13 protein-coding genes are annotated in these 11,990 nt (G+C 73.0%); 9 read left to right on the top strand and 4 right to left on the bottom strand.

Annotated elements, in window-relative coordinates:
- Window position 1: 1 nt before the first annotated feature.
- From FXF60_RS11650 to FXF60_RS11635, 4 genes are all read left to right on the top strand, one after another.
- Window positions 2-640 (top strand): TetR/AcrR family transcriptional regulator, encoded by a 639-nt coding sequence (locus FXF60_RS11650; protein ID WP_151526135.1) that lies wholly within the window; start codon window positions 2-4, stop codon window positions 638-640.
- Between the two features lie 57 nt (window positions 641-697).
- Window positions 698-925: a DUF3107 domain-containing protein gene (locus FXF60_RS11645; RefSeq protein ID WP_151526134.1), complete on the top strand. Its 228-nt coding sequence runs from the start codon at window positions 698-700 to the stop codon at window positions 923-925.
- Between the two features lie 201 nt (window positions 926-1,126).
- The gene (locus FXF60_RS11640; protein ID WP_151526133.1) at window positions 1,127-1,405 is read left to right on the top strand and encodes a GlsB/YeaQ/YmgE family stress response membrane protein; all 279 of its coding nucleotides are present in this window, start codon (window positions 1,127-1,129) and stop codon (window positions 1,403-1,405) included.
- 251 nt (window positions 1,406-1,656) lie between these two features.
- Window positions 1,657-3,174 carry a DEAD/DEAH box helicase gene (locus FXF60_RS11635; RefSeq protein ID WP_151526132.1) on the top strand — a complete coding sequence of 506 codons (1,518 nt, stop codon included), beginning with the start codon at window positions 1,657-1,659 and terminating at the stop codon, window positions 3,172-3,174.
- On the opposite strand, the gene FXF60_RS11630 is transcribed toward FXF60_RS11635, so the two are convergent.
- Entirely contained in the window at window positions 3,150-4,022 is an 873-nt protein-coding gene (locus tag FXF60_RS11630) for a PHP domain-containing protein (RefSeq protein ID WP_151526131.1), read from the bottom strand. The two genes, FXF60_RS11635 and FXF60_RS11630, sit on opposite strands and share 25 nt — an antisense overlap.
- 91 nt (window positions 4,023-4,113) lie before the next feature.
- On the opposite strand from FXF60_RS11630, the gene FXF60_RS11625 reads away from it, so the two are divergent.
- On the top strand, window positions 4,114-4,794 hold the full coding sequence (locus FXF60_RS11625) for a DcrB-related protein (RefSeq protein ID WP_151526130.1): 681 nt from the start codon (window positions 4,114-4,116) through the stop codon (window positions 4,792-4,794).
- A gap of 23 nt (window positions 4,795-4,817) precedes the next feature.
- Here FXF60_RS11625 and FXF60_RS11620 read toward each other — a convergent pair whose 3' ends face one another.
- Window positions 4,818-6,320, bottom strand: a complete 1,503-nt coding sequence (locus tag FXF60_RS11620; RefSeq protein ID WP_151526129.1) for a threonine/serine exporter family protein — start codon at window positions 6,318-6,320, stop codon at window positions 4,818-4,820.
- A 71-nt stretch (window positions 6,321-6,391) separates the two neighbouring features.
- On the opposite strand from FXF60_RS11620, the gene FXF60_RS11615 reads away from it, so the two are divergent.
- Complete coding sequence (locus FXF60_RS11615) at window positions 6,392-7,903, top strand: aminopeptidase P family protein (protein WP_192796712.1); 1,512 nt, start codon at window positions 6,392-6,394, stop codon at window positions 7,901-7,903.
- Here FXF60_RS11615 and FXF60_RS11610 read toward each other — a convergent pair.
- Window positions 7,896-8,390: a YflT domain-containing protein gene (locus FXF60_RS11610; RefSeq protein ID WP_151526127.1), complete on the bottom strand. Its 495-nt coding sequence runs from the start codon at window positions 8,388-8,390 to the stop codon at window positions 7,896-7,898. The genes FXF60_RS11615 and FXF60_RS11610 overlap by 8 nt on opposite strands.
- Before the next feature lie 80 nt (window positions 8,391-8,470).
- On the opposite strand from FXF60_RS11610, the gene FXF60_RS11605 reads away from it, so the two are divergent.
- From FXF60_RS11605 to FXF60_RS11595, 3 genes are read left to right on the top strand one after another with little or no spacing between them, the layout of a single operon-like run.
- The gene (locus FXF60_RS11605; protein WP_151526126.1) at window positions 8,471-9,754 is read left to right on the top strand and encodes a magnesium transporter MgtE N-terminal domain-containing protein; all 1,284 of its coding nucleotides are present in this window, start codon (window positions 8,471-8,473) and stop codon (window positions 9,752-9,754) included.
- Window positions 9,747-10,364 (top strand): DUF1003 domain-containing protein, encoded by a 618-nt coding sequence (locus FXF60_RS11600; protein WP_238335828.1) that lies wholly within the window; start codon window positions 9,747-9,749, stop codon window positions 10,362-10,364. Before FXF60_RS11605 ends, FXF60_RS11600 begins: the two co-directional genes overlap by 8 nt.
- Before the next feature lie 51 nt (window positions 10,365-10,415).
- Complete coding sequence (locus FXF60_RS11595; RefSeq protein ID WP_151526125.1) at window positions 10,416-11,564, top strand: Mrp/NBP35 family ATP-binding protein; 1,149 nt, start codon at window positions 10,416-10,418, stop codon at window positions 11,562-11,564.
- On the opposite strand, the gene FXF60_RS11590 is transcribed toward FXF60_RS11595, so the two are convergent.
- Window positions 11,561-11,944: a twin-arginine translocase TatA/TatE family subunit gene (locus FXF60_RS11590; RefSeq protein WP_151526124.1), complete on the bottom strand. Its 384-nt coding sequence runs from the start codon at window positions 11,942-11,944 to the stop codon at window positions 11,561-11,563. The genes FXF60_RS11595 and FXF60_RS11590 overlap by 4 nt on opposite strands.
- Window positions 11,945-11,990 lie beyond the last annotated feature (46 nt).

Below are 11,990 nucleotides of genomic sequence, written 5' to 3'. Positions count from 1 at the left end.
CGTGACCGTCCCCCCGCCCCCCGACCGCCGGGTCCGCCTGCCCCGCGCCGAACGGCGCGCGCAGCTGCTCGGGGCCGCGCTCGAAGCCTTCGCCGAGTCGGGGTACCACGCGTGCGCGATGGACGACATCGCCGAGCGCGCGGGGGTCAGCAAGCCGGTGCTGTACCAGCACTTCAGCAGCAAGCTCGACCTCTACCTGGCCATCGCCGAGAGCGTCTCCGACGAGGTCGTGCGCACCATCGACACCGTGCTCGAGACCGCCGAGGGCAATCACGACCGCATCGCCGGCTGCCTGAGCAGCTTCTTCGAGTTCGCCGCGCGCCCGGCCTCCGGCTTCTCCGTGCTCTTCCAGTCCGACATGGGCTCCGACCCCGAGGTCGCGGCCATCCTGGACCGCACCCGGCAGGCCTGCGGGGAGTCGATGGGGCGGGTGCTGGCGGAGGAGACCGATCTCGCCTGGGACGAGTGCGTGCTGCTGGGGACCGCGATGGCGGGGATGGCGCAGGCGGCGGCGGTGTCCTGGTACGCCCGGCGGGACACGCTGCCCCGGGAGCGCGTCCTGGAGCTGCTCTCGACGATCGCCTGGCGCGGCTGGGGCGCGGTGCCCCCACGGGCCGGCGCGTCGGTGCACCCGGGCTAGGCTGTGCCGGTGTCCCGTCCCGGGACGCCTCGCCCCTGACCCGCGCTGGAGGTAGCCGTGGAGGTCCGCATCGGAATCCGAGACGTCGGTCGTGAGGTGACCTTCGAGTCGGCGCAGACCCCCAAGGTCGTCAAGCAGGCCGTCACCGAGGCGCTCACCACCGAGGCCCTGGTCCTCGAGCTCGAGGACGACAAGGGGCGGTCGATCCTCGTGCCCACGGCCGCGCTGGCCTACGTCGAGATCGGCGCCCAGGACAAGGGCCGGGTGGGCTTCGGCAGCCACTGACGCCGGTCCGGCCCGCAGCAGGGTCCCGGACCCCACGTCACGGATAGATCACAGTTGTGCCGACGCCCGCCGCGTCGGCTGGCGCGCCTGGCACCCGGTCATTACTGTGTGGGCCGATCAGAGCGGGCGTGCTGCGTCCGCCGCGATCACCCAGAGGGTTCTTCCCCTCCTGGGCTGACTTGTTCGAAAGGTTCGTAAGCCATGCTCTGGACCATCATTGTCGCCCTCCTCGCCGGATGCATCGTGGGCCCGTTGGCCCGTCTCATCCTGCCGGGTCGGCAAAACCTGTCGGTGCTGATGACGGTTGTCCTTGGCGCCGTGGGGTCCCTGCTGGGGTCCTTCCTCGGATCGCTCATCTTCGACTACAGCGGTGGGGCCTTCAACTTCTGGGGCCTCATCCTGGGCATTATCGGAGCCATCATCGTCATCCTCGCCTACGGGGCCATCACGGGCGGCAGCCGGGGACGCGTCGAGCGCTGACTCCACCCCTGGCTCAAGGCGGCGCGCCCTGCGTGAGCGGGGCGCGCCGTCCCGCGTGTGACGGGGGGCACCGGGGCAGCGGGTAGACTGAGGAGGTACACCGGTGCCCGGTCGGCCGCCCCGTCACGTCAGACGGGCGGTTGTCGCGGGTCGGGCGAGGCGCCCGACCCTCCCCATGGTTCATCTCCGATCGGCCCGGACCGCCGCCGTCTCCCGACGTGCAGGTGGCCGCCCCGATCGAGAGGACATCCATGCAGGAAGACCGCGCATTCTCCGACTTCGCCATCCACCCCGACATCGTGCGGGCACTGGCCGACGGCGGGATCACCCACCCCTTCCCCATCCAGGCCATGACCTTGCCGGTGGCCCTGTCGCGGCACGACATCATCGGGCAGGCCAAGACCGGCACCGGGAAGACCCTCGGTTTCGGGCTCCCCCTGCTCAACGGCGTCGTGGCCCCGGGTGATGACGCCTTCTCCTCGCTCGAGCGTCCGGGGGCGCCGCAGGCCCTGGTCGTGGCGCCGACCCGCGAGCTCGCGGTCCAGGTGGCCGGCGACCTCACGAAGGCCAGCACCCACCGCGGGATCCGCGTGCTGACGGTCTACGGCGGCCGCGCCTACGAGCCGCAGATCGATGCGCTCACCCGCGGGGTGGAGGTCGTGGTCGGCACACCGGGACGCCTGCTCGACCTGGCGTCCAAGGGCCACCTCACCCTCGCGCACGCGCGCACCGTGGTGCTGGACGAGGCGGACGAGATGCTGGACCTCGGCTTCCTCCCCGACGTCGAGCGGCTGCTCGCGCTCACCCCGGCGGGCCGGCACACCATGCTCTTCTCGGCCACCATGCCTGGGGCGGTGGTGTCCCTGGCCCGCGGGTACATGACCCAGCCGACCCACATCCGCGCGGTGAGCGAGGACGGCGAGGGGCACACCGTGGCCGCGGTGGAGCAGTTCGCCTATCGGGCGCACGCCATGGACAAGGTCGAGATGCTGGCCCGGATCCTGCAGGCCGACGGCCGCGGGCTGACCATCATCTTCGCCCGCACCAAGCGCACCGCCGCGAAGGTCGCCGACGAGCTCTCCGACCGGGGCTTCGCGGCGGCGGCCATCCACGGCGATCTCGGGCAGGGCGCGCGGGAGCAGGCCCTGCGGGCCTTCCGCGGCGGGAAGGTCGACATCCTGGTCGCCACCGACGTGGCGGCCCGCGGCATCGACGTGGAGGCCGTCACCCACGTCATCAACTACCAGTGCCCGGAGGACGAGAAGACCTACCTGCACCGCATCGGACGGACCGGCCGCGCCGGCGCCACCGGTGTCGCGATCACCTTCGTCGACTGGGACGACATGCCGCGCTGGGGCCTGATCAACAAGGCGCTGGACCTGGGCTACCCGGAGCCGGAGGAGACCTACTCCTCCAGCCCGCACCTGTTCGAGCAGCTGGGCATCCCGGAAGGGACCCGCGGCACGCTCCCCCGGTCGGCGCGGACCCGCGAGGGGCTCGCCGCCGAGCAGGTCGAGGACATCGAGGGCCCCGGCGGCCGGGAACACCGCGGCCGCTCGGGCCGCGGTGGCGGCTCGCGCGGTCGGGGGGACCGCGGTGGCGGTCGCGACCGGCGCGGCGGCGGCCGCGACCGCTCCGAGGACGGCACCGGTGGACCCGGGCAGCGGCGCCGCGAGCGCAGCAGCTCGACCAGCGAGACCGGTGGCGCCGGTCGCCGTCGTCGTCGCCGCCGCACCCGCAGCGGTCAGGGCGAGGCGCCCAGCAGCTGACCGTCCGTCTGCCCGACGAGGGCCTCGAGGACGGACGACGGCGTGAGGTTCTCGCCCAGCCGGTTGGGCTTGCCCGCCCCGTGGTAGTCGCTGGCCCCGGTCATGAGCAGCCCGTGCCGTCGCGCCAGGTCCCTGGCCCGGGCACGGTCCTGCGGTGCGTGGTCCCGGTGGTCGACCTCGATGCCCGCGAGCCCGGACGCCGACAGCTCCTCGACGAGCGAGTCCGGGACGGTATGCCCGCGGTGCTCGGCGAAGGGGTGTGCCAGCACCGCCGCACCCCCGGCGGCGCGGACCAGCCCGACCGCGTGACCGGGGTCCGGCGCGTAGTGGGCGACGTGGAACCGGCTGCGGGAGTGCAGCACGTCCCGGAACGCCGCGTCGCGGTCGGGGTAGCGGCCGTTGGCCACCAGGACGTCCGCGATGTGCGGGCGCCCCAGGGACCGGACGTCGCCGGCGAGGCCGAGCACCTCCTCGAAGGTCACCGGGTAGCCGGCACCCGCCAGCCGCTCGACCATCCGTCGCAGCCGCCCGTGCCGGCTGTCGCGGGTGCGGTCCAGCTCGGCCACCAGCGCCGGGTCCAGCGGGTCGAGGAGGTAACCCAGCAGATGGACCGACCTCCCCCGGAGGCTGCAGGAGATCTCCACCCCGGGCACCACCACCACCCCGAGCTCCTGCCCCGCACGGTCAGCCTCCTCCCAGCCGGACACGGCATCGTGGTCGGTGAGCGCCAGCGCGTCCAGGCCCGCGGCCTGCGCCTCACGCACCAGGTCGGCCGGACGTTGCGTCCCGTCGCTGTGGGTCGAGTGGGTGTGCAGGTCGATCCTGGCCGTCGACGCGAGGGTGGGCATGAGGACACGGTAGGTGCTCCCCCGAACCCGTCATACTGGACAGGACCGACACTCGACGCGCCGTCCGGCGCGCCCGATCATCAGGAGAAGCATGACGACCACCCGAGCCTCCCTCAGGAACGCCGCGGCCGCCGGCCTGCTGGCCGTGCTGGCCGTCGCCGGCTGCGCGCAGGAGGAGCCCGTGGCCGAGCCCCCGGCGACCAGCACGGCGAGCGAGGAGCCCTCCCCGAGCCCGTCCGACGACGCGGAGCAGACCTCCGCCGCCGACGAGGAGAGCCAGACCGAGGAGGCCGCCGCGACCAGCGAGCCGGAGGAGCCGGAGGCGCTCGAGCTCAGCCCGGAGGGCGACGCCTTCACGGTGACCCTCCCCGGGACCTGGGAGGACGCCACCTCGACGGCCCAGGAGCAGACGGAGACGGCGGTCCTGGCCGGTCGCGACAGCGAGCGCGTCGACGACTTCTACAGCAACATCGTCATCACCGAGGAGGAGTACGTCGGCAACCTCACCTCCGCCGTGGAGCGGGCCGCGGAGGACCTGGCGGGTGAGGACGGGGAGTACGAGCTGCTCGACCCGGCCGAGGTGGACGGGAACCGGGCGCCGGGCTACACCCTGGTCCGCGAGGTGCAGGACGCGACCGTGCACCAGACCCAGCGGTGGATCTCGCACGACGGCACGCTCTACGTCGTGACCCTGTCGGCCGTCGACAGCCAGGCCGAGGACGCTGCCCCCGTGCTGGAGGAGCTGCTCGCCAGCTGGACCTGGAACGACTGAGGCTCCCGCGCCCGGGCGGGGGCTCAGGCCTCTGCGACGTAGGTGCCGCGGGAGCGGCGCCGCGCGCGCAGGGCCGCCGGGTCGAGGCCGAACCGGCGCCGGGCGGCGAAGCTGCCGATCGCCAGGCCCGCCGCCAGGCCCAGGCCGGTCGCGACGGCGCTCACGAAGTAGATGACCGCCGCCGGCACGGTCGCCTCGTTGTTCTGCATGATGAGGTAGAGCGCGCGGTAGACCGCCAGCCCCGGCAGCAGCGAGACGATCCCCGCGGTGGCGATCGCGGCCTCGGGCACGCGGAAGACCTTGAACGAGGCGAAGGCCAGGGCGCCCACCACGGCGGCGGCCACGGCGACACCGGCCGGGGTCGCCAGCCCGAGGACCAGGGCCGCCTCCAGCACCAGCCAGGCGCCCGAGGCGACGACGATGCTCAGCACGACGACGCGCGCACCCGAGTAGGTGCTCAGGCAGAACCCGAGCGCGATGAGCGCCGCGCCGACGGTCGAGATGAGCGGGGTCCCACCGAGGGCCACGAACGGGGCAGCCTCCATCGACACCCCGAACCGGCGGGCGATGCCGAGCACGAGCGCCACCCCGACGGCGATCCCCAGGGTCATCATCATCACCTCGAGCCCGCGGGCACCGGCCGTCACGTAGTACCCGTCGATCGCGTCCTGCGCGGCGCCTAGCACGCTCAGCCCGGCCAGCAGCACGACGATCCCCGAGATGACCACCACGGACGGTGTCTCCCGCCCGATGGCATACATGAGCAGCGCGATCCCTGCAGGGATGGCGGCGCTCAGCACCTGGGTGAAGAAGGCCGCGATCCCCCAGATGTAGAGCAGCCGCTGGACGCGGTCGACGATGGCGGCGGACAGCGCGGCGACCACCCACATGAAGGGCCCGGCGCCATAGAGCATGACGACACCCACCGACATGAGGGCGACCCCCGCGGTGACCACCCACCGGCGGTACGGGTGCGGGGAGGCCAGCAGCGTCACCAGCTGGTCGGTGGCGGCCTCCACGTCGATCGTCGGACCGGTGCTCGTCGCCTCCGCCGAGCGGACGATGTCGTCGATGTGCCGTTGCACGGCCTCCAGCCGGGTGTAGTCCGGCGAGCGGTCCGTGATCACCCGCATCACGGTCAGGGAGTCCTCGAGGACACCGCGGTGCACCGACACCGAGATCGAGGTGTAGGTGATGTCGATGTGCATCGACCTGATGCCGTAGGCGTGGCCCAGCCGGAGCACGGTGGCCACGGTGTCCGCCGCGGACGCCCCGGTGGACAGCAGTGCCTCGCCGACCCGCAGCGCCAGGTCGCACACGGCCCGCGCGTGCCGCTGGCTCGCCTCGTCGGCCGTGCCACCCACCCCGATGGCGGTCGTGGGCGGCGAGCTGGAGCGGACCACGTGGACGGCGGCGTCCTTGAGATGGCGTCGCAGCCGGGCGGCGGGGATGAGCTGCGGGCGGGCGATGCGCTGCGGTCCGGTCACCTCGCCGGGCATGCTGGTGAGAGGGGTGTGCTCGTTCATCGAGGCACAGCCTAGGGCCGCATGCTGACCGCCCGCTCGGGGGTCGCTGGGCACGACCTACGATGGCCGACGTGAGTGAGAAGCAGCACAAGGCAGAGCACCGCAACCGTCCGACCGGGGCCGCGTTCATGGCCTTCATGCGCGAGGGCTGGGCCCCCAGGGCCGCCGGTCTCCCCGAGCTGAGCGAGGCGGCACGGTATGCCGCGGACCGCCGCGCGGCGGTGTCCGCGCAGTTCCCGGGTGAGCGGCTGGTGATCCCCGCCGGGGGCCTGAAGATCCGCAGCAACGACACCGACTACGTCTTCCGGCCGCACAGCGCCTTCGCCCACCTGACCGGGCTCGGCGCCGATCGGGAGCCGGACGCGGTCCTGGTGCTGGAGCCGTCGGACTCGGGCACCGGGCATGACGCGTGCCTCTACTTCGTCCCGCTCGCGGACCGGGACAGCGAGGAGTTCTTCGCCGACTCCCGGTCGGGCGAGTTCTGGGTCGGCTCCCGCCCGACGCTGCAGTCGGCGTCCGCGGAGCTGGGCCTGCCGACCCGCCACCTCAGCGAGCTGCCGGACGCGCTGGCCAAGGACGTGGGGCCCTCGGGCCTCGCGGTCCGGGTGGTGCGGGAGGCCGACCGCGAGGTGGCCCAGCAGGTGGACGAGATCCGCACCCAGGCGGGCCTGACCTCCGAGGAGCAGGTGAGCGCGGCGCAGGAGTCGGACCAGCAGCTGACGCGCACCCTGTCCACGATGCGGATGGTCAAGGACGCCTGGGAGGTGCAGCAGATGCAGGAAGCGGTCGACGCCACCGCCACGGCCTTCGACGCCGTCGTCGAGCAGCTGCCCGAAGCCGTCCGCCGGGGCAGGGGGGAGCGCTGGATCGAGGGGGTCTTCGGCCTGCACGCCCGGCACGCCGGCAACGGCGTGGGCTACGACTCCATCTGCGCCGCCGGTGACCACGCGACGACGCTGCACTGGATCCGCAACACCGGCGAGGTGCAGGACGGGCAGCTGCTGCTGCTCGACGCGGGCGTCGAGACCGACGCGCTCTACACCGCCGACGTCACCCGGACGGTGCCGGTCTCGGGCACCTTCACCGCGCCGCAGCGACGGGTCTACGAGGCGGTGCTGGAGGCCCAGGAGGCCGGGTTGGCCGCGGTGCGGCCGGGCAACCGCTTCAAGGACGTGCACGCCGCGGCCATCGAGGTGATCGCCCGCCACCTGCTGGACTGGGGCCTGCTCCCGGAGGACGTGACCCTGGAGCAGACCCTGGACGCCGAGGAGGGCCAGTTCCACCGGCGCTGGATGGTCCACGGCACCAGCCACCACCTGGGGATCGACGTGCACGACTGCGCCCAGGCGCTGCGCGCCGACTACGTCGATGCCGAGCTGCGCGAGGGCATGGTCCTCACGGTCGAGCCGGGGCTCTACTTCAAGGCCGACGACCTGCTGGTCCCGGAGGAGCTGCGCGGGATCGGGGTCCGCATCGAGGACGACGTGGTGGTGACCGCCGACGGCGCGCGCAACCTGTCCGCCATGCTGCCGCGCACCCCCGACGAGGTGGAGGCCTGGGTCCGCGCCGGCGGGGTCAGGTGAGCCGGGAGTCCAGCAGGTCCCGCGCGCGCTCGACCAGCTTGTGCTCGGTGAGCACCTCGTAGCGGGTGGCGACCACCTGGGTGACCGAGGTGAAGTCCCGCCGGCCGCGGGTGAAGGCATACCCGATCAACCCCCAGACCAGGCCGAAGACGGCGCCGAAGGCCGCGGTCCAGGCCACCGTCACGAGGGCGTCGGCGGGCGCGGCGAAGAGCGCGAAGACGAGCCCGACGAAGAGCCCGAGCCAGATCCCGGACAGCGCGCCGCCGAGCGCCACCCTCCCGGTGGTGAGCCGGCCGGTGACCCGCTCCACCTGCTTGAGGTCGGTGCCCACGATCAGCACCTGGTCGACCGGGAACTCCTGGTCGGAGAGGTAGTCGACGGCCTCCTGGGCCTGCTCGTAGCGGTCGAAGACGGCCAGGCTCTTGGGGTAGTCGAGGTCCAGCGTGGGACCGGTGAGCGGGCGCCGGGCGCCGGTGGGAGAAGTCACCCCGCCATTGTGCCAAGGGCCGACCTGCCTCGGCGACCGGTGCCGCCGCCCGGGCCCGGCGCCGTCGTATTCTTCCTCAGGTGAGCACCCACCGCGTCTTCGTCGCACGCCTCAACGGCCTGAGCGTCTTCGACCCGCTGGGTGACGAGGTCGGGCGGGTCCGGGACGTGGTGGTCACGCTGACCGGGCGGGCCGCCTCCCAGGGCCCGAGGGTCATCGGGCTGGCCGTCGAGGTGCCCGGCCGGCGCCGGGTGTTCGTGCCGATCACGCGGGTCACCTCGATCGAGGCCGGGCAGGTCATCACCACCGGCCTGGTCAACATGCGCCGGTTCGAGCAGCGGGCCGGGGAGACCCTCGTGGTGGGCGAGCTCTTCGACCGGCAGGTCACCGTCTCCGACGGTGAGCAGCGTCACCCGGCGGTGGTCGAGGACGTCGCCATCGACCAGCAACGCGGCGGGGACTGGCGGATCACCAAGCTCTTCGTGCGCAAGGGGCGAGACGAGGCACCCCGGCGCGGGCTGCTGCGTCGACGCCGGGGCGAGACGCTGCTGGTGGACATCGACACGGTCGCGGGGCTGCAGGAGCAGGGACCTCCGCAGGCCGCGACCGCGCTGCTGGAGGCCTACGAGGACCTCAAGCCGCAGGACCTGGCCGAGGCGGTCCACGAGCTCTCGACCAAGCGCCGGGCCGAGGTGGCCGACGCCCTCGACGACGAGACGCTCGCCGACGTCCTGGAGGAGCTGCCCGACGACGACCGGCTGGAGATCCTCATCCACCTGCCGACCGAGCGCGCGGCGGACATCCTCGAGGTGATGCAGCCCGACGACGCGACGGACCTGCTCTCCGACCTGCCCGAGGACGTGCGGGAGGAGCTGCTGGCCCTGATGGAGCCGGACGAGGCCGCGGACATCCGCAGGCTGCTCACCTACGACGAGAACACCGCGGGCGGGCTGATGACGACCGAGCCGGTCATCCTCGGGCCGGAGGCCAGCATCGCCGAGGCGCTGGCCCTGGTCCGGCGCGAGGAGATGCACCCGGCGACGGCCTCGCTGGTCTACGTCACCCGCCCGCCGCACGAGACGCCGACCGGCCGCCTGCTCGGCAGCATCCACATCCAGCGGCTGCTCCGGGAGGCGCCGCACCAGCCGGTGGGATCGATCCTGGACACAGACATCGACCCCGTCTCCCCGGGAGCGAGCCTGGGCGTGGTCACCCGGGCGCTCGCGACCTACAACCTGGTCGCCCTCCCGGTGGCCGACCCCGAGGGTCGGCTGCTGGGGGCGGTCACCGTCGACGACGTGCTCGACCACATCCTCCCGGACGACTGGCGCGAGGCGGATCTCGGGGAGGTCGAGGATGTCTGAGCCGACGCGGCACACGGCGCGCTCCCGCGGCGGCTCCCGGCGCAAGGAGGAGTCCAAGGCCGGGCCGCGGCTGGACCAGCCCCTGGCCAAGCAGTCCCGCTGGATGCCGCAGACGAGGATGGACCCGGAGAACTTCGGGGCCTTCGCCGAGCGCTTCGCCCGGTTCATGGGCACGGCGCGGTTCCTGGTGTGGATGACCCTGTTCGTCCTGGTGTGGATCGCCTGGAACACCGTGCTCCCGGCCGACGCGCGGTTCGACCCCTACGCCTTCATCTTCCTCACCCTCATGCTCAGCCTGCAGGCGTCCTACGCCGCTCCGCTCATCCTGCTGGCGCAGAACCGGCAGGACGACCGGGACAAGGTGCAGATGGAGCAGGACCGCGCCCGCGACGAGCGCACCCTGGCCGACACCGAGTTCCTCACCCGCGAGGTCGCCGCGCTGCGGCTGGCGATGCGGGACGTCGCCACGCGGGACTTCGTCCGGTCCGAGCTGCGCGACCTGCTCGACGAGCTGCGCGAGGAGACCGACGGCCAGGCCGAGGACCCGGACCGTGAGCCCCCGGCCGGTGGTCCTCGGCACCCGGGGGGTCCCCGCGACGGGTCGGGCTGAGCCCCTCCCCGGCCGTCGGCGCACCCAGCGGCGGCGCCTACCATGGAGGGTATGCCCGCCCCGAGTACCGACGCCCTGCACGCTGCCCTCGCCCGGGTCAACGACCCGGAGATCAAGAAGCCGATCACCGAGCTGGGGATGCTCGAGGCGGTCGACGTCACCGACGAGGGGCATGTCCAGGTCACCGTCCTGCTCACGGTGCCGGGGTGCCCGCTGAAGGACACCATCACCCGCGACGTGACCTCCGCCGTCGGCGAGGTCGAGCACGTCACCGGCGTCGACGTCCGGCTCGGGGTGATGAGCGACGAGCAGCGCGGCGCCCTGCGCGACCAGCTCCGCGGCGGGCAGGCCGAGCGGGAGATCCCGTTCGCCCAGCCCGACTCGCTGACCACGGTGTATGCCGTGGCCTCCGGCAAGGGCGGCGTCGGCAAGTCCTCGGTCACCGTCAACCTCGCGGTGGCGCTGGCCGACGAGGGCCTACGGGTCGGGGTCGTGGACGCCGACATCTACGGCTTCTCGGTCCCCCGGATGATGGGCGTGACCCAGCCTCCCACGCAGGTGGACGACATGATCCTGCCCCCGGTCGCCGAACCGAGCGGGGTCAAGGTCATCTCCATCGGGATGTTCGTGCCGGGCAACCAGCCGGTGGTCTGGCGCGGACCGATGCTGCACCGTGCCATGCAGCAGTTCCTCGCCGACGTCTACTGGGGCGACCTGGACGTGCTGCTGCTGGACCTGCCCCCGGGCACCGGCGACATCGCGATCACGGTGGCGCAGCTGCTGCCCAGCAGTGAGCTGCTGGTCGTCACCACCCCGCAGCAGGCGGCCGCCGAGGTGGCCGAGCGCGCCGGCGCGATCGCGTTGCAGACCCACCAGCGGCTGGCAGGAGTCATCGAGAACATGTCCTGGCTGGAGCTGCCGGACGGCTCCCGGTCCGAGATCTTCGGCAGCGGTGGTGGACAGGCGGTGGCGGAGTCGCTGTCGCGGTCGATCGGCGCCGAGGTCCCGCTGCTGGGGCAGGTCCCGCTCGACGTCGCCCTCCGGCAGGGCGGTGACCAGGGATCCCCCGTCACCGCCGACCCGGAGCAGCAGGACTCCCCCGCGGCGACCGCGCTGCGCGGCGTCGCCCGTCAGCTGGCGCGCCGTGGCCGGGGGCTGGCCGGACGCAAGCTCGGCATCACGCCCACCGCCCGACGCTAGGTCGCGTCGGGGTCGAAGGGCGTCGGCACCGACGGGTCGTGGACCTGCCCCGACGCCGGCTGCATCCTGGCGGAGACCGGCTTCTCCTCGGGCTCGTCGTCGTCCTCCCCCGGACGACCCGCTCCCGGCTCGCTGAGCGCCTCCCGCACGATCCGGCGGGGGTCGTACTGCCGGGGGTCGAGCTGACGCCAGTCGATGTCGTCGAAGCCCGGTCCGAGCTCGTCCCGCAGCTGGCCCTTGGCGCCCTCGGCCAGATCACGCAGGTAGCGGACCCCCTGACCGAGCTTGGCGGCATACCCGGGCAGCCTCGTGGGACCCAGGATGACCAGCGCGGCGAGGATGAGGAGGACCACCTCCCACCCGTGCAGGGTCCCTATCACGCCTGTCCTTCCGCTCGCCGGTCCTGTCCGGGTGCCTGCTCGGCCA

This window comes from Serinicoccus kebangsaanensis, assembly GCF_008919445.1.
GTDB classification, from domain to species: domain Bacteria; phylum Actinomycetota; class Actinomycetes; order Actinomycetales; family Dermatophilaceae; genus Ornithinicoccus; species Ornithinicoccus kebangsaanensis.
Note: the sequence above shows the minus strand (reverse complement) of the source record. Positions and strands in the feature narration are given on the sequence as shown.